The sequence below is a fragment of the uncultured Nocardioides sp. genome, assembly GCF_947488025.1.
Taxonomy (GTDB): Bacteria; Actinomycetota; Actinomycetes; order Propionibacteriales; family Nocardioidaceae; genus Nocardioides.
Map to the genome: position 1 here is coordinate 253,021 of NZ_CANKYS010000001.1, position 22,947 is coordinate 275,967.

The 22,947-nt window shown below is 71.2% G+C and carries 17 protein-coding genes; 9 read left to right on the plus strand and 8 right to left on the minus strand.

The window, feature by feature from the left end:
* Nucleotides 1-64 precede the first annotated feature (64 nt).
* From Q1B24_RS01175 to Q1B24_RS01195, 5 genes are all read left to right on the plus strand, one after another.
* On the plus strand, nucleotides 65-2,806 hold the full coding sequence (locus Q1B24_RS01175; RefSeq protein WP_299922328.1) for an AAA family ATPase: 2,742 nt from the start codon (nucleotides 65-67) through the stop codon (nucleotides 2,804-2,806).
* A gap of 128 nt (nucleotides 2,807-2,934) precedes the next feature.
* A complete protein-coding gene (locus tag Q1B24_RS01180; RefSeq protein ID WP_299922330.1) occupies nucleotides 2,935-3,072 on the plus strand; it encodes a hypothetical protein in 138 nt (45 codons plus the stop codon).
* A gap of 40 nt (nucleotides 3,073-3,112) precedes the next feature.
* Complete coding sequence (locus Q1B24_RS01185) at nucleotides 3,113-4,372, plus strand: isochorismatase family protein (RefSeq protein WP_299922332.1); 1,260 nt, start codon at nucleotides 3,113-3,115, stop codon at nucleotides 4,370-4,372.
* Nucleotides 4,373-4,831: 459 nt separating this feature from the next.
* A complete protein-coding gene (locus Q1B24_RS01190; protein WP_299922334.1) occupies nucleotides 4,832-5,617 on the plus strand; it encodes a hypothetical protein in 786 nt (261 codons plus the stop codon).
* 120 nt (nucleotides 5,618-5,737) lie between these two features.
* Complete coding sequence (locus tag Q1B24_RS01195; protein WP_299922336.1) at nucleotides 5,738-6,916, plus strand: ATP-binding protein; 1,179 nt, start codon at nucleotides 5,738-5,740, stop codon at nucleotides 6,914-6,916.
* On the opposite strand, the gene Q1B24_RS01200 is transcribed toward Q1B24_RS01195, so the two are convergent.
* From Q1B24_RS01200 to Q1B24_RS01215, 4 genes are read right to left on the minus strand one after another with little or no spacing between them, the layout of a single operon-like run.
* Complete coding sequence (locus tag Q1B24_RS01200; RefSeq protein ID WP_299922338.1) at nucleotides 6,906-8,093, minus strand: amidohydrolase; 1,188 nt, start codon at nucleotides 8,091-8,093, stop codon at nucleotides 6,906-6,908. The genes Q1B24_RS01195 and Q1B24_RS01200 overlap by 11 nt on opposite strands.
* A 12-nt stretch (nucleotides 8,094-8,105) precedes the next feature.
* Nucleotides 8,106-9,095 carry a methylmalonyl Co-A mutase-associated GTPase MeaB gene (meaB, locus tag Q1B24_RS01205; protein WP_299922340.1) on the minus strand — a complete coding sequence of 330 codons (990 nt, stop codon included), beginning with the start codon at nucleotides 9,093-9,095 and terminating at the stop codon, nucleotides 8,106-8,108.
* Complete coding sequence (gene scpA / locus Q1B24_RS01210) at nucleotides 9,095-11,332, minus strand: methylmalonyl-CoA mutase (RefSeq protein ID WP_299922342.1); 2,238 nt, start codon at nucleotides 11,330-11,332, stop codon at nucleotides 9,095-9,097. The genes meaB and scpA overlap by 1 nt, the downstream gene beginning before the upstream one ends.
* Nucleotides 11,329-13,143, minus strand: a complete 1,815-nt coding sequence (locus Q1B24_RS01215; RefSeq protein WP_299922344.1) for a methylmalonyl-CoA mutase family protein — start codon at nucleotides 13,141-13,143, stop codon at nucleotides 11,329-11,331. The genes scpA and Q1B24_RS01215 overlap by 4 nt, the downstream gene beginning before the upstream one ends.
* Nucleotides 13,144-13,290: 147 nt before the next feature.
* Between Q1B24_RS01215 and Q1B24_RS01220 the strand changes: the two genes are divergently transcribed.
* Entirely contained in the window at nucleotides 13,291-14,535 is a 1,245-nt protein-coding gene (locus Q1B24_RS01220; protein WP_299922346.1) for a hypothetical protein, read from the plus strand.
* Between the two features lie 4 nt (nucleotides 14,536-14,539).
* Here Q1B24_RS01220 and Q1B24_RS01225 read toward each other — a convergent pair whose 3' ends face one another.
* The 3 genes from Q1B24_RS01225 to Q1B24_RS01235 are packed head-to-tail and all read right to left on the minus strand — an operon-like array spanning nucleotide 14,540 to nucleotide 18,011.
* Complete coding sequence (locus Q1B24_RS01225; RefSeq protein WP_299922348.1) at nucleotides 14,540-15,316, minus strand: succinate dehydrogenase/fumarate reductase iron-sulfur subunit; 777 nt, start codon at nucleotides 15,314-15,316, stop codon at nucleotides 14,540-14,542.
* A gap of 10 nt (nucleotides 15,317-15,326) precedes the next feature.
* A complete protein-coding gene (locus Q1B24_RS01230; RefSeq protein WP_299922350.1) occupies nucleotides 15,327-17,189 on the minus strand; it encodes a fumarate reductase/succinate dehydrogenase flavoprotein subunit in 1,863 nt (620 codons plus the stop codon).
* A complete protein-coding gene (locus Q1B24_RS01235; protein WP_299922352.1) occupies nucleotides 17,190-18,011 on the minus strand; it encodes a hypothetical protein in 822 nt (273 codons plus the stop codon).
* A 155-nt stretch (nucleotides 18,012-18,166) separates the two neighbouring features.
* Between Q1B24_RS01235 and Q1B24_RS01240 the strand changes: the two genes are divergently transcribed.
* The 3 genes from Q1B24_RS01240 to Q1B24_RS01250 are packed head-to-tail and all read left to right on the plus strand — an operon-like array spanning nucleotide 18,167 to nucleotide 21,688.
* Nucleotides 18,167-18,886, plus strand: a complete 720-nt coding sequence (locus Q1B24_RS01240; protein WP_299922354.1) for a succinate dehydrogenase cytochrome b subunit — start codon at nucleotides 18,167-18,169, stop codon at nucleotides 18,884-18,886.
* Between the two features lie 40 nt (nucleotides 18,887-18,926).
* Nucleotides 18,927-20,948: a fumarate reductase/succinate dehydrogenase flavoprotein subunit gene (locus Q1B24_RS01245; protein WP_299923192.1), complete on the plus strand. Its 2,022-nt coding sequence runs from the start codon at nucleotides 18,927-18,929 to the stop codon at nucleotides 20,946-20,948.
* The gene (locus tag Q1B24_RS01250) at nucleotides 20,945-21,688 is read left to right on the plus strand and encodes a succinate dehydrogenase/fumarate reductase iron-sulfur subunit (protein ID WP_299922356.1); all 744 of its coding nucleotides are present in this window, start codon (nucleotides 20,945-20,947) and stop codon (nucleotides 21,686-21,688) included. The genes Q1B24_RS01245 and Q1B24_RS01250 overlap by 4 nt, the downstream gene beginning before the upstream one ends.
* 219 nt (nucleotides 21,689-21,907) lie before the next feature.
* Here the strand turns inward: Q1B24_RS01250 and Q1B24_RS01255 are convergent, their stop codons facing one another.
* Entirely contained in the window at nucleotides 21,908-22,783 is an 876-nt protein-coding gene (locus Q1B24_RS01255; RefSeq protein ID WP_299922358.1) for a hypothetical protein, read from the minus strand.
* Between the last annotated feature and the right edge of the window lie 164 nt (nucleotides 22,784-22,947).

The following is a 22,947-nucleotide window of genomic DNA, read 5'->3' on the forward strand; positions in this document are numbered from 1 at the left end:
ATCCAGGGGAAAGCTGCGGCAGCAATCCTGTTCCGGTGTCGGGCCGTCTCGGTAAGGTGCCGCCGTGCTGAGGGGACGGGAGGCCGAGCAGTCAGCATTGCGCGCGCTCGTCGAACGCGCCGCAGCCGGCGACGGAGCCGCGTTGGTCCTCCGCGGCCAGCCGGGCGTCGGGAAGTCCGCACTGCTCGACGACGCGGTCACGACCGCCCGGGACGCGGTTGACGGTAGAGGTGTGACCGTCCTCCGCACGCGCGGTGTCGAGTCCGAAGCTCCTTTGCCCTTCGCTGCGCTGCACCGGCTGCTGCGTCCGGTGCTCGGGCGCCTCGACAGCATCCCAGCCCCCCAGGCGCGCGCGCTGCGCGCCGCCTTCGGTGAAGAAGCCGAGGGTGCTGGCGACCGGCACCTGGTCTACCTCGCCACACTGAACCTGCTCTCCGAGGTCGGCGGAGACGAACCCGTCCTCGGAGTCGTCGACGACGCCCACTGGCTCGACGACGCCTCCGCTGCAGCGCTGCTGTTCGTGGCACGACGACTCGAGGGGGAAGCGGTCGCCTTGATGTTCGCCATCCGTGACGACGAGGCCGGCGCCTTCGACACCCCGGACCTCACGACCATCACCATCGCTGGCGTCGCCGCCACCGCTGCCGGGGAGCTCATCGCCGACCAGGCCGCCGCTCCGATCGCTGCGCATGTACTCGAAGAGCTCCTCGACGTCACCGACGGCAACCCTCTCGGTCTCATCGAGCTGAGCGGTGCGCTCACCCCAGACCAGCTCACCGGACACCAACGCCTCCCCGAACGCCTTCCGCTCACCGAACGGGTCGAGCGCGCGTTCCTGGACCGCTACCGCAAGCTCGATGCCGCAGCCCAGACCGTGCTGCTGGTCGTCGCCGCCGACGACTCCGGCCACCCCGCCACCGTCGCCCGGGCTGCGGCCGCCCTCGGCGCACCCGAGGAAGCGTTCGACACCGCCGAGGAGTCAGGACTGCTCCGCATCAGCACCGAGGGGCTGATGCTCCGCCACCCGCTCGTACGCTCCGCCATCTACGGAGCCGCCACGAGCTCTCGGCGCCGTCAGACCCACCGGGCCCTTGCCGACGCCTTCGCAGGAACCGCTCACGAGGATCGTCGGGCCTGGCACCTGGCCGCGTCCGTCGATGGCCCGGACCCCGACGTCGTCGCAGCGCTCGACGAAGCCGCACAGCGCTCCAGCCGCCGCGGCGGCCACGAAGCAGCCGCCGCAGCATGGGCCCGGGCCGCGGAGCTCACCCTCGACCCCCACGAACGCGCCCAACGGCTGCTGAACGCCGCCGGAGCCAACCTCGCCGCCGGACGCCCGCTCGAGACCGAGCTCCTCACCCGTGCTGCGCTCGTCGACGCCGACGACCCGCTCCTGCGAGCGGACCTCCTGCAGCTCCAGGGCCAGGTCGAGTGGAACACCCGCTCCCTGCACGACGGATACCGGATCGTGTGCCGCGCAGCGGCCACCGCCGCGCCCCACGACCCGGCCCACGCTCGCGTCCTCGCGATGCTCGCCTCGGCCCTGGCCTCGTTCGGCGCCCACGCAGTGGACACCCCTTCCCCCTCCACCATCGTCACCGCACCCGCGCCCGACGCGACCGTGGAGGAGCAGGCGGCCGATGCCCTGCTCCGCGGGTTCACCGCCGTCATCGACAACGACTGGGCCAGCGCCGCCACGGCGTTGCGACGCGCCTGGGACCTCCCGCTGCCGGCCACAGCACCGGGCCTGATTCACGCCAACCTCGCCATCGCCACCATGCACCTGGGCGACGACGAACGAGCCATCCGGCTGCACGACCTGCAGCTCCAGCACGCCCGCGACGCCGGCGCCGTGAACATGATCGAGCACGCCCTGACCCGCGGCGTCGTGTTCCGCATCGCCACCGGGGCGTGGAGCGAGGCCTTCAAGGCCGCCCAGGAAGCGCTGCTACTGGACCGCAACCTGGGCCTCGACGAGCTCGCGGCGTTCCCGCTCGCCGAGCTCGCGGTCATCTCGGCGCTGCGCGGCGACCCGGCCGCCCCCCAGCGCCTGCGCGACCTCGACGCCGAGCTGGAACAACACCCGCCGCACGGCGCCACGACCGGCCTGGTGCGCGGCCTGGCTCACTGGGCCGCAGCCCGCCAGCTCGACGTCACACCCGCCACGGCCCTGCACCACCTGCAGCAGATCGACCTGCCCGTGGCCCGCTGGCTGACCGCACTCGACCGCATCGAGACCGCCGTACGTGCCGACCGCCGAGACCTCGCCGACGCGTGGCTCGAAGAGATCCGCTGCTTCGCCGAAGGAACCGACATGGCGTGGGCCTGGGCCACCGTCCACCACGCCAGAGCCATCCTCGGGGACGGGGACGCCGAGGAGCACCTCACCAGCGCGCTGGACTGGCACGCCAAGTCCCCCCGCCTGCCCGCACGCGCACGCACCCAGCTCGCCCTTGGCGAGCACCTGCGCCGTCACCGCCGCCGTACCGCGGCTCGCGTCCCGCTGCGTGAAGCGCTCGACACGTTCGAGAGCCTCGGCGCTGCCAGCTGGGCCGAACGCGCACGCCAAGAGCTGCGAGCCTCCGGTGAAACTGCCCGCCGAGGCACCAACCTCGTCGCCAGCGACCTCACCCCACAGGAGTCACAGATCGCCGCCCTCGTACGAGAAGGGCTCAGCAACAAGGACGTCGCGGCGCGGCTGTTCATCAGCCCCCGCACGGTCGACTTCCACCTTCGGAACGTCTACACGAAGCTGGGCATCACCTCACGCACCGAGCTCGCGGCACTCACCGTCGACCTCATGTGAGTCCCAGCACTGCAGACCCGTCCTCGCAGCGCCACGTGCGCCGGCGAACTCCCCGGTGATTTCCCCGGCGCGACCGGGCTTCCCCACAGAACACGATGGTGCCTCCACCCACCACCGAGGAGACCGTCATGACCGCCAACCTGCTCATCCACACCGCCGCCAACCACGAGATCCGCCGTCGGCTGAACGAAGCCGACGAAGCTCGACAGTCCCGCCTGGCGCGGGGACCCCGCCGCTGGCCCACCCGCCCGCGCGGACGTCGCTGACCCCATCCCGGCCGACGCGGCCGCCTCACAGGAGCCCTACGTGACTCGCACCCACCCACCTACCCCGACCGCCACGTCCTTGCCCCACACCGCCGCGCTGATCGTGGTCGACGCGCAGCGTGGCTTCGACGAGGCCACGTACTGGGGCCCACGCAACAACCCCGACGCCGACGCCAACATCGCCGCCCTCACCACAGCCTTCGCCGCGGCCAGGCAGCCGATCGTCTACGTCCAGCACGCCTCCACGGACCCGCACAGTCCACTCCACCGCGATCATCCCGGACACGCGTTCAAGGACTACCTCGAGAAGGCCAACCCCAGCCTGATCGTGACCAAGAGCGTCAACTCGAGCTTTCACGGCACCCCTGACCTGCACGCATGGCTCCAACGTGAACGCGTGACGGGGCTCGTGGTGTGCGGCATCACCACCAACCACTGCTGCGAGACAACCGCTCGCGTGGCCGGCAACCTCGGCTACGACACCATCTTCGCCTTCGACGCGACGCACACCTTCGATCGCACCGGACCAGAGGGTCATACGCTGACCGCCGACGCCCTCACGCAAGCGACCTGCACCAATCTCCATGGGGAGTTCGCCACGGTGATGACCACCACCGCCATCGTGGCAAGCGCCGCTCGGTCTCCGAGTAGGACACCACCTACGCCCCGCTCGGCACCGGTCAGGGATGCAGAGGCTGGCGGCGCCGGCCGCTGGGCGGGTCCAGGTCGGACCTCCGCCCAGGCCGAGATCGTCTTGCGGTCGGTACGAGCGCCGGAGACCATCATCGTCGTGGGGAACATCGGCGACGGTGCGGTAGCCAGGGACAAGGACTCGATCAGCCAGTGGGAGGCGGCGCGGATCTGGGCAGCTTCCACGGCACAGCGCGACGGCAAGCCCGAGCCTGCTCCGGTGGAGTCGGCACTACCGATCATCGAGCGGGGGTTGCGTGCTCCCGGCTCGACACTCCACCTCGCATCCGTTGGCGCCAGGGCGGCCGGTTTCGCCGTCGTGGTTCCGAGGGATGACGTCTTGGAGATTCTCTACCTCGGCGTTGACCCCCCAGCGTGGGGTGCTGGCGTTGCGGGCCGGTTGCTGAGCGACGTGACCGACTACGCGGTGGAGACCGGACGAGCAGAGGTGGACCTCTGGGTCTACGACGACAACACGCGGGCCGTGCACGTGTATCGGCGACACGGGTGGCTCGACACGGACGAGGTCCGCGTTCATGCGACGTCCGGACGAACCGAACGACGCTTCGTCAAGCACATGGCAGAGGTCCACGATCCCGAAGACAGCTGAGCACCCGACGCCGGGACCGCGGTGTCGTGGAGGCCGCGCACTCCGTGAGGGACGGGGGTGGCGCAGGAGGTGTCTTGCCAGTGTCCGGTGGTGGTGCGGCAAGGAACACGACGCCGGTGCCTGCCCGGCGCGCGGTCGGCGACGTGGTCGGCGTGGACGGCCGGGGCGTCGCACCACGACGTACGGCAGGTGGGCACACCCGTCGCGGCCTCCGCCATCCGCCGCGAGGTGTCGTGCTCGGACGCGAGCAGCGCCTGGGCCGAGCGCCAGCCCGGTCGAGGACTCCCCCACCACGCGCGCCCAGCAGAGCGGTGGACGCAGCGTCGGGCTGCTCCCACGTCCCTCGGATGTTCGCTCACACGCTCCGGGTGAAGCCCGGCACCGCGCGGCGATGCACAGTCGGGGGCGGGTCGGAGTCGTCGTACGGCGCGACCTCCCCCCGAGGGAAGGAAGCGAACGATGCCTGCCACGTCCGAGGAGACCCCTGCTCGGCTCACCGACGCCCAGGTCGGCGAGGTGCTGGCGCTGGCGAGGGACGCGGACAGCGTCGAGCTCAAGCTGACGGTGCCGGACTCACACCGACGCCAGGCAGCGACGGCCCTGGGGGTCGATCCGCTCGACGCCCAGATCCGGCAGGTGTACTTCTTCGACACCCCCGACCTGGCCCTCAACGAGGTCGGCGTGGTCGTCAGGGCTCGCCGGGTCCAGGGGCGGGGGGACGACACCGTGGTCAAGCTGAGGCCGGTGACGCCCGCGGCTGTCGAGGCGGAGCGGAGCTCGGACAACCTGGTGGTCGAGGTCGACGCGATGCCGGGTGGCTTCGTGTGCTCGGCGTCCATGAAGGGCGCACTCGGCCCGAAGGCCGTCAAGGACGTCGCGGCGGGACGCAAGGGCATCCGATCCCTCTACTCCAAGGAGCAGCGCCGGTTCTACGAGGCGCATGCCCCCGAGGGCCTCGGGCTGGACGACCTGTCGATCCTGGGACCGATCACCGTCCTCAAGCTCAAGCTCCGCCCCCCGGACCTGAGCATGCGACTCGTCGCGGAGGTGTGGTTCTACCCCGACGGGTCAAGGATCGTTGAGCTGTCGGCCAAGTCCCCACCCTCCGAGGCCTTCCAGGCCGCGGCGGAGCTGCGAGCCTTCCTGGCCGGCAAGGGCCTCGACGTCTCGGGCGAGCAGCAGACGAAGACCAAGACGGCGCTCGAGTTCTTCGCCGCCGAGCTCTCCGAGGGGTCGGGCTCGTAGCGGACCGACGAGCCGCAGGCGCCCTTTTCGAACATCCGGGCCGCCCCCCCGGTCGATGCATCCGAGGCGCATACCGCGGGGTACGGTGCAACGCACCCCAGCGGACTCTCGGAGGTTCTGATGGCTCTCGGCGAGCACGACCGTGATCGCTCCTCGTCGACCAACGCGACCCTCGGCGCGCAGGCGCTGGCGCAGAGCGGCGAGCGCTACGCGTCGATGTTCACCCACCACCCCCACGCGACCTACTCCGTGGACCAGGACGGCTACTTCACCGACGCCAACGAGCGGACGCTCGAGATGACCGGCCTGACCCTCGAGGAGCTGCGGAAGGCCCACTTCGCGCAGGTCATCCACGCCGAGGACCTGTCCGACATCCAGGAAGGATTCGAGGGGGCGATGGCCGGCGAGCCGCAGGTCGTGGACGCCCGGGTGGTCAGCACCGGCGGCGGTCTCACCGACATCCGCTGCACCGCGATCCCGGTGATCGTGGGTGGCGAGGTCGTCGGCGTGCACGGTGTCTCCGAGGACGTCACCGAGGCCAAGCGCGTGCTCCGCGAGCTCGAGGAGGCCAACGCCGCCAAGTCGCTCTTCCTCGCCACCGTCAGCCACGAGGTGCGCACCCCGCTGGCCGCGATCGTCGGCGCCGCCGAGCTCCTCATGGGCTCCGACCTCGACCCCGAGCCCGAGCACTTCGCCCGCATCGTGCACCGCTCGGGCGAGCGCCTCATGCGCCTGGTCCACGACATCCTCGAGTTCTCCGGCCTGGAGGCCCACCAGACGGTCCTCCGGCGCGGCCCCGTCGACGTACGCGACGTGGTCGACGACGTCGCGTCGTGGGCGGTGCCCTTCGCCGAGTCCCGCGAGCTCGACCTCACCTTCACCGTCGACAACGACGTCCCCGACGCCGCCACCGGCGACAGCCGGCGCGTCAACCAGGTCGTGACCAACCTGGTCCAGAACGCCATCACCTTCACCGAGCGCGGCTCGATCGACGTGAGGGTGACCAGCCGGCCGTGCGACGACCCGGCTGCGGGCACCTGGGTCGAGTTCCGGGTCCGCGACACGGGCATCGGCATCACCGAGTGCCACCTGCGCGACCTCTACGAGCCGTTCGTCCAGGCCGACCCGCTCGCGACCGGCGACCGGCAGGGCGTCGGCCTCGGGCTCGCCATCTGCCGCGAGCTCGTCGAGCTGATGGGCGGCCGGCTGGCCGTCGAGTCCGTCCTCGGGGAGGGCAGCACCTTCACCTTCGGCGTGCCGCTGGCACCCGCCGGAGACCCGGTCGACGTCAGTCGCTGAGCGCCGTCACCGCCGCCTCGGCCAGCACGCGGGCCGCGATGCCGGTGGCCGCCTCGTCGACCCGGAGGTTGCCCTGGTGGAGGTCGTACGTCGGTCCGCCGGGGGTGCGGGTGCCGAGGCGGGCCATGGCGCCGGAGATCGAGTCGAGGTACCACCCGAAGTCCTCGCCGCCCAGGCTCTGGGCCGTGGTGACGTGGCCGTGCGGGCCCAGGACGTTCTCGACCGCCCTCCCGAGCAGGCGCGTGGACACCTCGTGGTTCACGACGGGCGGCACGCCTCGCTGGTAGGTCACCTCGGCGGTCACGCTGTAGGGCGCCACGATCGCGGCGATCAGCTGGCGAATCAGGTGCTCGGCGTCGGCCCAGGCGACGGCGTCGAGCATCCGGACCGTGCCGGCCACCACGCCGCCGTGCGGGATCACGTTATGGGTCGAGCCCGCGCGCACCATGCCCCAGACCACGCTGACCCCTGCCCGCGGGTCGAGACGTCGGCTCAGGATGGCCGGGAGCTCGGTGATGACCTTGCCGAGGGCGAAGGTGAGGTCCTCGGTGAGGTGCGGACGTGAGGTGTGGCCGCCCTTGCCGATCAACCGCACGGTCAGCGCGTCGGCGGCGCCGGTCAGCGGCCCCTCGCGCAGGCCGATGCGGCCCACGTCGAGGCTCGGGTCGCAGTGCAGGCCGAAGACGTGGGAGACACCCTCCAGCGCACCGGCGGAGATGAGCTGGAGCGCACCGCCGGGCATGACCTCCTCGGCGGGCTGGAACAGCAGTCGCACGCGTCCGGGGAGCATCCCGCGGGCAGCAACCTCCGCCAGCGCGAGGCCGGCTCCGACGAGCCCGGCCGTGTGGACGTCGTGCCCGCACGCGTGGGCGACCCCGGGGTTGGTGCTCCGCCACGGGTCGGAGATCAGGTCGTCGACCGGCAGCGCGTCGAGGTCGGCGCGCAGCGCGACCAGCCGGCCGCTGTGGCCGATCTCGGCCAGCACCCCGCCGCCGTCGGGTCGCCTCACCGCCCAGCCTGCTCCCTCCAGCGCGGTCACGACCGCGTCGGAGGTGCGCTCCTCGGCCCAGCTCAGCTCGGGGTGGGCGTGGAGGTCGCGGCGGAGGGCGACGAGGTCGTCGGCGTACTTGTCGACGACCTCGGCGATGACGGGGGTGGCAGGGAGAGGTTCTGGCATGACCGACCCAGTCTAGGTCGCGACACCGTCGTACGCGGCGAGGATCCGATCCGCGGCCAGGGGTGCCGGCAGCTCGCCGGACAGGACGGCCCGTCGTACGTCGTCGCGCACCGCGGCCACCCCGGCCGACGAGCGCAGCCGCTGGTCGAGCTCGTCGCGCACGAGCGCCCAGGTGAACTCAAGCTGCTGCCCCGCACGCTTGTGGGCCAGGCCGTCGGTGCCGAGGTGCTCGCGGTGGGCGTTCACCCGCTGCCACACGTCGTCGACCCCGGCCCCGGTCAGCGCGGAGCAGGTCACGACCGGCGGGGCCCACTCGGCGTGCCCACGGACCAGGCGGAGCGCGCCCGAGAGCTCGCGGGCCGCCACGCGGGCGCCGGCCTCGAAGTCGCCGTCGGCCTTGTTGACCGCCACCACGTCGGCGATCTCGAGGATGCCCTTCTTGATGCCCTGCAGCTGGTCGCCGGTGCGGGCGAGGGTGAGGAAGAGAAAGGTGTCGACCATGCCGGCGACGGTGACCTCCGACTGCCCCACGCCGACCGTCTCGACCAGGACGACGTCGTACGCCGCCGCCTCGAGCACCAGCATCGCCTGGGTCGTCGCCCGGGCGACGCCGCCCAGCGTCCCGGCCGAGGGCGACGGGCGGATGAAGGCGTTCGGATCGACCGACAGCGTCGCCATGCGGGTCTTGTCACCGAGCACAGAGCCGCCCGTGCGCACCGACGACGGGTCCACGGCGAGGACGCCGACCCGGTGCCCGGCCCCGGTCAGCCGCGTGCCGAGCGCCTCGATGAACGTCGACTTCCCGACGCCAGGGACGCCCGAGATGCCGACGCGGGTCGCCATCGGTCGCTCGGTCGCCGCGAGCTCGGTGAGCAGCTCACGGGCGGCTGCCCGGTGTTCGGGACGCGACGACTCGACGAGGGTGATGGCCCGCGCGACCGCGGCACGCTGGCCGTCCTGCACGGCCGCGACGAGCACGGCGACGTCGATCGGCCGCGGCATCAGGCTCCCGGCTCGTCCCGGTGCTGTTCGCGCAGGCGCGCGATCAGGTCGAGGGCCGACTCCGCGATCACGGTGCCGGGCAGGAAGACCGCGGCCGCACCCATCTCGTGGAGCGTCGCCACGTCGTCGGGCGGGATCACGCCGCCGATCACGACCATGATGTCGGGCCGGCCCTGGTCGGCGAGTGCCTGCTTGAGCGCGGGCAGCAGCGTCAGGTGGCCGGCAGCCAAGGAGGACACCCCGACGATGTGCACGTCGGAGTCGATCGCCTGTTGGGCGACCTCCTCCGGCGTGGAGAACAGCGGGCCCACGTCGACGTCGAAGCCGAGGTCGGCGAAGGCGGTGACCACGACCTTCTGGCCGCGGTCGTGGCCGTCCTGGCCCATCTTGGCCACGAGGATGCGCGGCCGGCGCCCCTCCTCGGCCTCGAACTCCTCGGTCGCCCTCAGCACCTCGGCCACCTTGGTGCCCTCGGCGGTGCCGGCCTCGTCGCGGTACACGCCGCTGATCGTACGGATCACCGCCTGGTGGCGGCCGTAGACCTTCTCCAGCGCGTCGGAGATCTCGCCGACGGTCGCCTTCGCGCGGGCCGCGTCGACGGCCAGAGCGAGGAGGTTGCCGTCGAGGGAGCCGCCGCCGACCGGGCCGCGCTCGGCCGAGGCGGTCAGCGCGTCCAGCGCACGGCGTACGTCGTCGTCGTCGCGCTCGGCGCGCAGCCGCTCCAGCTTGGCGACCTGCTGGCGGTAGACGTCGTCGTTGTCGACGCGCAGCACGTCGAGCTTGTCCTCGGCCGCGAGCCGGTAGGTGTTGACGCCGATGACCTTCTGCGCGCCCGAGTCGATGCGCGCCTGGGTGCGGGCGGCCGCCTCCTCGATGCGCATCTTCGGGATGCCCTGCTCGATCGCGGCGGCCATGCCACCGGCCCGCTCGGCCTCCTGGATGTGGGCCCAGGCGCGCTCGGCGAGGTCGTGGGTGAGCTTCTCGACGTAGTAGGAGCCGGCCCACGGGTCGATGACCTGCGTGGTGCCGGACTCCTGCTGCAGCAGGAGCTGGGTGTTGCGGGCGATGCGCGCGGAGAAGTCGGTCGGCAGCGCGATCGCCTCGTCGAGGGCGTTGGTGTGCAGCGACTGCGTGTGCCCCTGCGTCGCGGCCATCGCCTCGATGCAGGTGCGCCCGACGTTGTTGAAGACGTCCTGCGCGGTCAGCGACCAGCCCGAGGTCTGGCTGTGCGTGCGCAGCGAGCGCGACTTGGGGTTCTGCGGCTCGAAGTCGTCGACCAGCCGCGCCCACAGCGCGCGGGCCGCGCGCATCTTGGCGACCTCCATGAAGAAGTTCATCCCGATGGCCCAGAAGAAGGACAGCCGCGGCGCGAACTGGTCGATCGTCATGCCCGTGCCGAGGCCTGCGCGGATGTACTCCACGCCGTCGGCGAGGGTGTAGGCCAGCTCGAGGTCGGCCGTCGCCCCGGCCTCCTGGATGTGGTAGCCGGAGATCGAGATGGAGTTGAAGCGCGGCATCTTCTGCGAGGTGTAGGCGAAGATGTCGCTGATGATCCGCATGCTCGGCGCCGGCGGGTAGATGTAGGTGTTGCGGACCATGAACTCCTTGAGGATGTCGTTCTGGATGGTCCCCGCGAGCTGTTCCGGCTTCACCCCCTGCTCCTCGGCCGCCGCGATGTAGAGCGCCAGCACCGGCAGCACCGCGCCGTTCATCGTCATCGACACCGACATCTCGTCGAGCGGGATGCCGTCGAAGAGCGTGCGGGTGTCGTAGATCGAGTCGATCGCCACGCCCGCCATGCCGACGTCGCCGCGCACCCGCGGGTGGTCGGAGTCGTAGCCGCGGTGGGTGGCGAGGTCGAAGGCGACGCTGAGGCCCTTCTGCCCCGCCGCGAGGTTGCGGCGGTAGAAGGCGTTGGACTCCTCAGCGGTGGAGAAGCCGGCGTACTGCCGGATCGTCCACGGCTGCGTGGTGTACATCGTCGGGTAGGGCCCGCGCAGGAACGGCGCGAGGCCGGGCCACGTGTCGAGGCCGTCGAGGCCGTCGAGGTGCTCGGGTCCGTAGACCGGGAGGATGTCGATGCCCTCCGGGCTGCTCCACGCCTCGCCCGCTCCCCCGTTGGTCGAGGAAGGCGCTCCGGCGCCTGTCACGAGACCACCGGCCAGCGGTACCTCGGCGAAGTTCTTCGGGATGCCTGTGCTGAGGAGGTCGCTCTGCGACCGTCTCGAAGTGCTCATCGGCTGAGCTCCTCTCGGATCCGGCCCAGGAAGCCGAGCGCATCGACCCCCACGGCACACGAGTCGTCCACGTCGGTCACGGTCTTCTCCCCCGGCTTCCCCGCCAGCACGACGTACGACGCACCTGCCGCCCGCAGTGCGGCGACGAGGTCGGCGCCCCACTCGGCGTACGCCGCGTCGGTGCCGGCGAGGCAGACGACGGGCTGGCCGGCGTAGGCCTCGAGCACCGCCGCGGTGTCGGACGTGGCGCCGGCCACCTCGACCGCGACCCCGCCGGCCGCGAAGAGGTTGCTGGCGAAGGTGGCGCGCGCGGTGTGCGCGGCGATGGAGCCCATGGTGGCGAGGAAGACCGGCCGGTCCGGAGGCGTCGCGCGCATGTCCTCGTAGGGAGCGGCGTAGGGCTGCACGCCGTGGCCGCTCCAGGGCTCGCGCTCGGGCAGCGCCTCGGCGAGGTTGGGGAACTCCGAGACGCCGGTCAGCGGACGCGACCGGTCGGCGATGCCGGCCTCGCGCGCCGCGCGGACCTCGGCGACCCGTGCCTTCACGCCCGCCGCGGCCTGCTCGCCGAACCCGCCGTCGGACTCGATCCGGCCGAGCTCGGCCCACCCGGCGACGGCGAGCTCGTCGGTGAGCCGCTCGACGGCGTAGGCGCCCCCTGCGGGATCGGCGACCACGGCGACGTGCGACTCCTCGATCAGGAGCGAGGACGTGTTGCGCGCGATGCGACGACCGAGGGCGTCCGGCCTGCCGAGCCGCGCGTCGAACGGGACGACCGTGATGGCGTCGGCGCCACCGACTCCCGCAGCGAAGGCGGCGACGGTGGCGCGGAGCATGTTCACCCAGGGGTCCTGCTTGGTCATCATGGCGCGGCTGGTCACGACGTGCTGGCGCTGCGGGACGTCCCCGGCGCCGCTGGCCTCGAGGACGCGGGCCCAGAGCCGCCGGGCCGCGCGCAGCTTGGCGATCGTGGGGAACTGCTCGTCGGTCGCGGCGTAGCGGAACTCGACGAGTCCGGCAGCGTCGTCGACGGAGAAGCCGGCCTCGGTCAGCAGGCGGAGGTAGTGGACGCCGACGGCCATGGTCCAGCCGAGCTCCTGCGCGTCGCTCGCGCCGCGCTCGTGCAGCGCGGTGCCGTCGACGACCGCACCCAGGACGCCGAGCGCCTGGGCCCGGCGGACGGTGTCGACGAAGGAGTCCGCCACCGTCCTCGCGCCGTCGGCGTGCCCCTCGCCGAACGTCAGCGCGGTCGCCGGGTCGGCCGACAGGTTGCTGCCCGGGTGCGGGTCACCGGCCGACTCCTCGAGCAGCCGGGCCAGCTCGACCGACTGCTCCTCGGCGGGCCGGTCGAGCGTCACCGGGGCGAGGTCGAGCAGCACCCCGCGCAGCGCGACGGCGAGGTCGGTGGCGAGCTCGACATCGAGGTGCAGCGACGTGGCGCCGTTGTCGAGGTCGACCAACGCCGCGTCGTTGACCTCGGCGGCGTCGTCCCCGACGAGGATCGTGCGCACGTCCCACGCGCCGGCGCGCTGCGGGCGCCCTGACGTGGTGAGGTCCTCGAGGTCAGCGGGCTGCCCGATCGGGGGCACCCGGATGCCGTCGAGCGTCGCACGGGTGAGCACGTCCCAGACGTCGGTGTCGGGTGCGTCGTCGCCAAGGCGCCGGGCCTTGCGCAGCACGGCGGCGGTGGCCGCCTCCCACGCCGCGACGTCGTACGCGTCGTCGTCACCGACCAGCCGGAGCGAGCCCTCCGCGGGCTGCAGCTCCTCGGGCTCGTCCAGTCCACCGTCGAGGCCACCTGGGAGGTTGGTCATGCTGCGCAGGATAGGCCCGTGCCGTGGCGAGGGTCACTGGCGCCGGCTATGGGATAGGTCACCGTCCCGGCTCGCCGCCGGAGATTCCCGGCCGACCGGGACGTGGGCCCCATGTGCTCGCCGCCGCGCATTCCTAGCGTCGTGGCCATGGCAGACGTCTTCCTCCACGTGGGTCTCTACAAGACCGGGACGACCACGATCCAGGGCGCCCTGACGGCCACGGCGGAGCAGCTCGCCGCCGCCGGGGTGCTCTTCCCGGGGGGCCACCGTGCCCAGCGCCTCGCGGCCTACGACCTGCTCGGCCAGCGTGTGGGCGGCGAGCTGCGCGGAGAGGCCGCGGGGGCGCTGGGCCGGCTGGTCGACCTGGTCGAGGCGCACGACGGTCCGAGCGTGGTGGTCTCCGAGGAGGAGCTGTCCCTGGCGCGACCGCGCCAGGCCCGTCGGCTGGTGGGAGCGCTGGCGGGCCACCGGGTGCACGTCGTCGTCGGTGCACGCGACATGGCGCGGACGCTGGTCTCGGCGTGGCAGCAGACGGTCGTCAACGGCGGCACCACCACCTGGGCGGACTTCGTGGCGTCGGTGCGGGGACAGGAGGGCGCGCCGCCGAGCGAGGGCGTGTCCTTCCACTGGCGCCACGACCTCCTCCGCGTCATCGACACGTGGGCGTCCGCGGTGCCGGCCGAGCGGATCCGGCTGGTCACCGTTCCGCCGCGGGGCACCCCGGGCACCGTCCTCCTGGCCCGCTTCGCCGCGGCGGCGAACCTGCCCGCCGGTTGGCCGGGCGACCGGGCGACCGTCCGCAACGTCTCGCTGGGCGCAGCGGAGCTCGAGGTGGTGCGGCGCCTCAACGAGGCGGTGGGCGAGCACTTCAACGCCACCCAGCACCGGTTCGTGATCGAGGCCGGGATCCGGGCGCGGCTCGCCGGCACGACCGACCGACCGCTCGAGCTGCCGACGGAGCACCTCGGGTGGGCACGGTCGTACGGCGAGCGGCTGGTGGCCGAGCTCGAGCGCCGCGAGGTCACGGCGTACGGCGACCTCGCCGACCTCGTCGCGCCCGACCTCGCGCCCGACCTGGCGCCCGCCGGTCCCGCCCTCGACGACGTCACCGATCCCGAGCTGCTCGCCGCGACGCAGGCCGCACTCGTGTCGATGGCCCTCGACCACGGCCGCCTCTTCCGCCGCTACCGCTCCGCGTTCCTCGAGCGCGAGGGGCGGCTGCCGGGACCTGCGGAGGTGCTGACGAGCCAGCTGCGGGCGGGCGGGTTCTGGCTGCGCAAACGGGCCGTCCACCATGCCGACGCGCACCCGCTCGTCGCACGGGCGTCGCGGCTCTACCTGGACCGGACCTCGCCGTCGGCGCGGTTGGCGCCGGGAGCGACGGAGACCTGACGCGTCAGACCTCGGTGCGGCCCTCGTCGTCCTTCGAGCGCAGGCCGATCTTGTTGCCGAGCCAGACGAGCGGGTCGTACTTCCGGTCCACGACACGCTCCTTCATCGGGATGATCCCGTTGTCGGTGATGTGGATGCCCTCCGGGCACACCTCGGTGCAGCACTTGGTGATGTTGCACATCCCGAGGCCGGCGGCGTCCTGCGCCAGCTTGCGGCGGTCATGGGTGTCGAGCGGGTGCATGTCGAGCTCGGCGTAGCGGATGAAGAACCTCGGCCCGGCGAAGTGCTGCTTGTTGTCCTCGTGGTCGCGCACCACGTGGCACACGTCCTGGCACAGGTAGCACTCGATGCACTTGCGGAACTCCTGGCCGCGCTCGACGTCGACCTGCATCATCCGGCGCTTGCCGTCGGCGTCGCGCGGGCCCAGCTCGGCGTACGGCAGCTCCCGGGCCTTCTCGTAGTTGAACGACACGTCGGTGACGAGGTCGCGGATCACCGGGAAGGTCCGCATCGGCGTCACGGTGATCGTCTCGGACGGCTCGAAGTCCGAGAGGCGCGTCATGCACAGCAGGCGCGGTCGGCCGTTGATCTCGGCGCTGCAGGAACCGCACTTGCCGGCCTTGCAGTTCCAGCGGATCGCGAGGTCGCCGGTCTGGGTCGCCTGCAGCCGGTGCAGCGCGTCGAGCACGACCTCGCCCTCGGACACCTCGACGGTGTAGTCGGTGAGCTCGCCGCCCTCGGCGTCGCCGCGCCACACACGCATCTTCAGGTCGTAGGCCATGACTGTCCCCTCACGTGTCCTGGAAGAGCTGCTGGAGGTCGTCGGGCATCACCGGCAGCGGCTTCTCCGCGATGTCGACGCCGTGACCGGACTCGTCGAGCGAGAGCACCAGGTTCTTCGCGCCCCACTCCGGGTCGGGGCCCGGGAAGTCGTCGCGGGTGTGCCCGCCGCGCGACTCCTGCCGGGCCAGTGCCGCCTTCGCGATGCACTCGCTGACCAGCAGCATGTTGCGCAGGTCGAGGGCGAGGTGCCAGCCGGGGTTGTACTGCCGGTGCCCCTCCACGACCATCCGGTCCGCGCGCTCCTTGAGCCGCGCGAGCTCGCCGAGCGACTCCTCGAGCTCGGGTGCGGTGCGGATGATGCCGACCAGGTCGTTCATCGCCTGCTGCAGGTCGTGCTGGATCGTGTAGGGGTTCTCCCCGCCGCCCCCGGGACCGGCAGCGACGTCGAAGGGCGCCAGCGCGTCGGCCTGGGCGGCCTTCACGTCGGCCTCGGCGACGGCCGGCCGCTCACCGGTCGTGGCGTACGCCGCCGCCGACTCCCCCGCCCGCTTGCCGAACACCAGCAGGTCGGACAGCGAGTTGCCGCCCAGCCGGTTCGACCCGTGCATGCCGCCGCTGACCTCGCCCGCGGCGTAGAGGCCGGGCACGGCTGACTGCTGGGTGTCGGGGTCGACCTCGACACCGCCCATGACGTAGTGGCAGGTCGGCCCGATCTCCATCGGCTCCGCGGTGATGTCGACGTCCGCGAGCTCCTTGAACTGGTGGTACATCGACGGCAGCCGCTTGCGGATGTAGTCGGCGTCGCGGCGGCTCGCGATGTCGAGGAAGATGCCGCCGTGCGGTGACCCGCGCCCGGCCTTGATCTCGGAGTTGATGGCGCGCGCGACCTCGTCGCGGGGCAGCAGCTCGGGCGGTCGGCGGTTGTTCTTCTTGTCGTCGTACCAGGCGTCCGCCTCCTCCACCGTGTCGGCCGTCTCGGCCCGAAAGAACTCGGGGATGTAGTCGAACATGAAGCGCTTGCCCTCGGAGTTCGTGAGGATGCCGCCGTCGCCGCGCACCGACTCGGTGACCAGCAGGCCCTTCACCGACGGCGGCCACACCATGCCCGTCGGGTGGAACTGCACGAACTCCATGTTGATGAGGTCCGCGCCGGCGCGCAGGGCCAGGGCATGGCCGTCGCCGGTGTACTCCCAGGAGTTGGACGTCACCTTGTAGGACTTGCCGATGCCGCCGGTCGCGAGGATCACGCTCGGTGCCTCGAAGGTGACGAAGCGACCCGTCTCGCGCCAGTAGCCGAACGCCCCCGCGACGCGCCCGTCCTGCTTGAGGACCTCGGTGACCGTGCACTCCATGAAGACGTCGACGCCGAGCTGGACAGTGCGCTGCTGGAGGGTGCGGATCAGCTCGAGCCCCGTGCGGTCGCCGACGTGCGCGAGCCGTGCGTACCGGTGGCCGCCGAAGTCGCGCTGCGAGATCAGCCCGTCCTCGGTGCGGTCGAACAGCGCGCCCCAGTCCTCGAGCTCGAGCACCCGCTCGGGTGCCTCCTGCGCGTGCAGCTGCGCCATCCGCCAGTTGTTCAGCATCTTGCCGCCGCGCATGGTGTCGCGGAAGTGGACCTGCCAGGTGTCCTCGGGCCACCGGTTGCCCAGCGCCGCCGCGGCGCCGCCCTCGGCCATCACGGTGTGCGCCTTGCCGAGCAGCGACTTGCACACCACGGCCGTGCGCGCGCCCGCCTCGTGGGCGGCGATCGCGGCCCGCAGCCCGGCCCCGCCCGCGCCGATCACCACGACGTCGTACGCGTGCCGCTCCATGCCGCCGCGCGCCTCCGGCGACATCTCGTTGCCGGTCATCGGATGTCTGGTGTCGCTCACTTAGAAGAACCTCACGTCCTGGATCGTGTGGGTGGCGAGCAGGAAGATGTAGAGGTCGACGATCGCGACCGAGAACAGCGAGTACCACGCCCACTTGCCGTGGCTCTCGTTGAGCCGCGAGACCCAGGTCCAGAGCCGGTAGCGGACCGGGTGCTTGGAGAAGTGGCGCAGCCGGCCGCCGACGATGTGTCGGCACGAGTGGCACGAGAGCGTGTAGAGCCAGATGAAGACGATGTTGACGATCATCAGCAGCGTGCCCAGGCCCATGTGGATGCCGCTGGTCTCCCCGTCGCCGACGGCGTACTCCGCGGGCATCGGCCGGAACGCCAGGACGGTGTCGAAGGTCAGCACCAGGCCGACCAGCACGGCGGCGTACCAGAACCAGCGGTGGAGGTTCTGCAGGATCAGCGGGAACCGCGTCTCGCCCGAGTAGGACCCGTGGGGCTCGGCGACGCCGCACGCCGGCGGGCTGAGCCAGAACGCCCGGTAGTAGGCCTTGCGGTAGTAGTAGCAGGTCATCCGGAAGCCGAGCGGGAAGATGAGGATGATCAGCGCCGCGGACAGCGGCCACCACGCGAACGGCTGGCCGAAGTCGGAGGCACCCTCGACGCAGTCGCCCAGGCATGGGGAGTAGAACGGCGACAGGTAGGGCGAGGCGTAGTAGTCACGGCCCATGAAGGCGCGGACCGTCGCGTAGACGACGAACGCCGAGAACACGACGAACGTCGTGAGGGGCGAGAGCCACCACCGGTCCTGGCGCAGGGTCCGTGCGTCGATGCGTGCTCGGGTCGGACTGCTCACGCCGTGGTCGGTCGTCGCCATGCGTCCTCCGTGAAGGTCCCGGCAGTCCGGGAGTGCTCCCGGACGACGGTCCCGACTATGACCTGTGTCACGCCTGAGCGGAAGACAACGCGCCCAGCAAAACCTCACACGGCCTCGGCGCGTCGTGCGTCCGAACGCCGCGATACCGTGGCGGCGTGGCATCCCAACTCACTCCCCCTCGGCCGACGCTGGTGAAGGGTGCGCGGGCATCGCGCACGACCATCGCGCTCAAGCTGGGCATGGCGGTCAGCGGCTTCATCTTCCTCGGCTTCGTGCTCGCGCACATGTACGGCAACCTCAAGGCGTTTGCCGGGCACGACGCGTTCAACGAGTACGCCCACCACCTGCGCGAGCTCGGCGAGCCGATGCTGCCGCACGAGGGCGCGCTCTGGATCCTGCGCCTCGGCCTCATCGCGTCGCTGGTCGTGCACGTCTACTGCGCCGTCGTGCTCTGGCGCCGCGCGGCTCGTGCCCGCACCACCAAGTACGTCATGAAGAAGGACACCGGCGCGACGCGGGCCAGCCTGATGATGCGCTGGGGCGGCGTGACGATCCTCGTCTTCCTGGTGTGGCACCTGCTCAACTTCACGATCGGCAAGGTCAACCCGCAGGGCGGCGCGACCAACGACCCGTACGACCTGATGGTCGACACCTTCGACCTCTGGTGGATGACGCTGATCTACATCGTCGCGATGCTGGCGCTCGGCGCCCACCTGCACCACGGCATCTGGAGCGCGGCGCAGACCCTCGGCTGGACCGGCACCGCCGCCAAGCGGCAGCGCGCCAAGGTCTTCGGCTTCGTCATCGCGCTGATCGTCTCGGTCGGCTTCTCCCTCGTCCCGCTCGCCGTGCTCGCGGGCATCATCACCAAGTAAGGGGTCACCGCACGTGAGCAACGACAGCCACGACATGGACATGCCGGACACCGTCACCTCGACGGAGGCCTCGCTCAGCGGGTCGCTCGACGGCGACTACGACGACGCCGCGGGCTACTACACCCCGGGCACGCCGCTGGTCGACGAGAAGGCGCCACAGGGCCCGATCGCGGACCGCTGGCAGAACCGGAAGTTCGAGGCCCGCCTCGTCAACCCGGCCAACCGCCGCAAGCTCTCCATCATCATCGTCGGCACCGGCCTGGCCGGCGCCTCGGCCGCGGCCACGCTCGGCGAGGCCGGCTACAACGTCAAGACGTTCTGCTACCAGGACTCGCCGCGGCGCGCGCACTCGATCGCCGCGCAGGGCGGCATCAACGCCGCGAAGAACTACAAGGAGGACGGCGACTCCGTCCACCGCCTCTTCTACGACACCGTGAAGGGCGGCGACTACCGCTCGCGGGAGTCCAACGTCTACCGCCTCGCCGAGGTCAGCACCAACATCATCGACCAGTGCGTCGCCCAGGGCGTCCCGTTCGCCCGCGAGTACGGCGGCCTGCTCGACAACCGCTCCTTCGGCGGCGTCCAGGTCTCCCGCACCTTCTACGCCCGCGGCCAGACCGGGCAGCAGCTGCTGATCGGGGCGTACCAGGCCCTCGAGCGCCAGATCGCCGCCGGCACGGTGTCGATGTTCACGCGCCACGAGATGCTCGAGCTGATCGTCGCGGACGGCAAGGCGCGCGGCATCATCGCGCGTGACATGGTCACCGGTGAGGTCCAGACCCACCTCGCCGACGTCGTCGTGCTCGCCTCCGGCGGCTACGGCAACGTGTTCTACCTGTCCACCAACGCGATGGGCTCCAACGTCACCGCCGCCTGGCGTGCGCACCGCAAGGGCGCCTACATGGCCAACCCCTGCTACACGCAGATCCACCCGACGTGCATCCCGGTCTCCGGCTCGCACCAGTCCAAGCTGACGCTGATGTCGGAGTCGCTGCGCAACGACGGCCGCATCTGGGTGCCGAAGAACCAGGCCGACTGCGACAAGGACCCGCGCGAGATCGCCGAGGCGGACCGCGACTACTACCTGGAGCGGATCTACCCCTCGTTCGGCAACCTGGTCCCCCGCGACATCGCCTCGCGGGCAGCGAAGAACGTCTGCGACGAGGGCCGCGGCGTCGGCCCCGAGGTGGAGGGCGTACGACGTGGCGTCTACCTCGACTTCGCCGACGCGATCGACCGCCTCGGCCGCGACGCGGTGGCCAACAAGTACGGCAACCTCTTCGACATGTACGCCCGGATCACCGGCGAGGACCCCTACTCGGTGCCGATGCGCATCTACCCGGCCGTGCACTACGTGATGGGCGGCCTGTGGGTCGACTACGACCTGCAGTCCACGATCCCGGGCCTGTTCGTCACCGGTGAGGCCAACTTCTCCGACCACGGCGCCAACCGCCTCGGCGCCTCGGCGCTGATGCAGGGCTTGGCCGACGGCTACTTCGTCCTGCCCCACACGATCCGCGACTACCTGGCCGACGGCCCGTTCGAGCCGATCGGCGAGGACCACCCGGCGGTCGTCGAGGCGCGTACGTCGGTCACCGACCGCATCGAGCACTTCCTGTCCGTCAACGGCACCCGCAGCGTCGACTCCTACCACCGCGAGCTCGGCAACATCATGTGGGAGTACTGCGGCATGGAGCGCACGGAGACGGGCCTGAAGAAGGCGATCGACCTGATCCGCGGGCTGCGCGACGACTTCTACCGCAACGTCAAGGTGCTCGGCACCAGCGAGTCGCTCAACCAGTCGCTGGAGAAGGCCGGCCGGGTGGCCGATTTCTTCGAGCTCGGCGAGCTGATGTGCATCGACGCACTCAACCGGCGCGAGTCCTGCGGCGGCCACTTCCGCGGCGAGTCGCAGACCGAGGACGGCGAGGCGCTGCGTCACGACGACGAGTTCGCCTACGTCTCCGCCTGGGAGTGGGCCGGCCTCGACGAGCGACCCGTCCTGCACAAGGAAGACCTGGTCTACACGGCCATCGAGATGAAGCAGCGGAGCTACAAGTGAACCTGACCCTCAAGATCTGGCGTCAGCCCGACGCCGTCAGCGCCGGTGCGATGCACACCTACCAGCTGGCCGACGTCTCCCCCGACATGTCGTTCCTCGAGATGCTCGACGTGCTCAACGAGCAGCTCAACGAGCAGGGCGAGGACCCGATCGCGTTCGACTCCGACTGCCGCGAGGGCATCTGCGGCATGTGCGGGCTCATGATCAACGGCGACGCGCACGGACCGGAGGTCACCACGACCTGCCAGCTCCACATGCGCTCGTTCAGCGACGGCGAGACCATCACGATCGAGCCGTGGCGCTCCGACGCCTTCCCCGTCGTCAAGGACCTCGTCGTCGACCGCGGCGCCTTCGACCGGATCATCCAGGCCGGCGGCTACGTCTCGGTCAACACCGGCTCGGCGCCCGAGGCCCACTCGGTCCCGGTCCCCAAGGACGACGCCGACCGCGCCTTCAACGTCGCGACCTGCATCGGCTGCGGCGCCTGCGTCGCCGCCTGCCCCAACGGCTCGGCCTCGCTCTTCATGGGCGCCAAGGTCACCCACCTCGGCCTGCTCCCCCAGGGCCAGCCCGAGCGCGACGAGCGCGTGGTCAACATGGTCGCCCAGCACGACCACGAGGGCTTCGGCGGCTGCACCAACATCGGCGCCTGCACCGCCGCCTGCCCCAAGGAGATCCCGCTCGACGTGATCTCGCAGCTCAACAAGGACCTCCGCACCGCGATCAAGCACGGTCACTGAGCCGCATCCGCTCCACACGCACGAGGGCCGGGGGTCTCCCCCGGCCCTCGTCGCGTCTCGGGTGCTGCCGCTCCTCCAGCTGCTGCCGTTCCGGGGCCTGGCCAGCGGTGCGTGAGACACGTTCTACGGCCCGAAAACGTGCGTCACCCACCGCTCCAGCGCGGACGATCGTCCGAGCGGTGAGTGAGACAGGTTCTGCACTCCGAAAGCCTGCGTCACTCACCCCGCCCGGTGGCGGGGCCCATGCGGCCTGACGACGTCGGACAAGCGCATGAACAGCGCGTCCCACTCGGGTCCGAACTCCGGCGGCGGACCCTCGTAACCGCGGCTCAGCAACATCGAGTGGAGCGCGCGCACGGCCGTCCTGGGTGTGCGAAGCCGCTCCTTGGTGACGAGCTCGTACGCCACGTCGTGCCGCCGGTAGGCGCGGTACCGGTCGATGTCCGCGTTGTACTGGGCACGGTCCTCCTGGTGATGGCTTCCCTCGTACTCCGCCGCAGCACGCTGCTCGCCGAACCACAGGTCGGGAGTGACTCGGACGCCGCGCGCGATCTCCACCGCGGTGTTGACCTGGGGCGGTCCGAGCCGAGCCGCGACGACGTACGCGAGCAGCTCGGCCTCGGCCATGGAACGGCACCGGTCGGTGAGGTAGGGCAGCACGTAGGTTGCCTCGGACGCTCCGCGACGCCACTTCTCCTCGCACAGGAGCTGGTCCAGGTCGTGCCGGTCCATGAGCTTCGACCGGAGCAGGTCGCACCCCACCTTGATCGCGTCGATCGTCCGCGCCTCGGCGCAATAGGCCACGAAGGCCGCGGCCGCCGTGACGCCGTCCTCGCCGAGCGGTGGCAGCTTGACGGTGCGGTGGAGGTAGATGCCGTCGATCACCAGGTGCAGGTCTCCCTCAACCACGAAGTGGAGCGGGCTGCGTGGCCCGTAGTCGAGTCCCAGTTCCTGGAGCCGGGTGATGCCCGCGGCGCGAGCACCGTCCGGGAGAGTCAGCCGGGCGGCGTTGAGCCGGTCCTCGAAGGTCGGCACGTGGTCGACGTGGCAGTAGACGCTCTCGTAGAGGCGCCTGAACTGTGGGCCCTGGAGCACACCTCGGCTGATCCCGCCACACAAGGCCTCCTCCCGCGTGAAGGGGCGACTCCGGAACGCGTTGGGCACGGGGAACATGCACCCATGGCAGCGGTCGCGGTCGGACGGGACCACCGGCCGATCTGGCAGCTGTGGAGGATGACGGTCTCGTCCGGGCTGTGGAC

What these genes read in the sequence shown, in the direction of transcription:
- scpA (WP_299922342.1), bottom strand. Translation starts at nt 11,332, where the DNA reads ATGAGCACTTCGAGACGGTCGCAGAGCGACCTCCTCAGCACAGGCATC.
- meaB (WP_299922340.1), bottom strand. Translation starts at nt 9,095, where the DNA reads ATGCCGCGGCCGATCGACGTCGCCGTGCTCGTCGCGGCCGTGCAGGAC.
- Q1B24_RS01200 (WP_299922338.1), bottom strand. Translation starts at nt 8,093, where the DNA reads ATGCCAGAACCTCTCCCTGCCACCCCCGTCATCGCCGAGGTCGTCGAC.
- Q1B24_RS01180 (WP_299922330.1), top strand. Translation starts at nt 2,935, where the DNA reads ATGACCGCCAACCTGCTCATCCACACCGCCGCCAACCACGAGATCCGC.
- Q1B24_RS01245 (WP_299923192.1), top strand. Translation starts at nt 18,927, where the DNA reads ATGCCGGACACCGTCACCTCGACGGAGGCCTCGCTCAGCGGGTCGCTC.
- Q1B24_RS01215 (WP_299922344.1), bottom strand. Translation starts at nt 13,143, where the DNA reads ATGACCAACCTCCCAGGTGGCCTCGACGGTGGACTGGACGAGCCCGAG.
- Q1B24_RS01235 (WP_299922352.1), bottom strand. Translation starts at nt 18,011, where the DNA reads ATGGCGACGACCGACCACGGCGTGAGCAGTCCGACCCGAGCACGCATC.
- Q1B24_RS01220 (WP_299922346.1), top strand. Translation starts at nt 13,291, where the DNA reads ATGGCAGACGTCTTCCTCCACGTGGGTCTCTACAAGACCGGGACGACC.
- Q1B24_RS01225 (WP_299922348.1), bottom strand. Translation starts at nt 15,316, where the DNA reads ATGGCCTACGACCTGAAGATGCGTGTGTGGCGCGGCGACGCCGAGGGC.
- Q1B24_RS01195 (WP_299922336.1), top strand. Translation starts at nt 5,738, where the DNA reads ATGGCTCTCGGCGAGCACGACCGTGATCGCTCCTCGTCGACCAACGCG.
- Q1B24_RS01190 (WP_299922334.1), top strand. Translation starts at nt 4,832, where the DNA reads ATGCCTGCCACGTCCGAGGAGACCCCTGCTCGGCTCACCGACGCCCAG.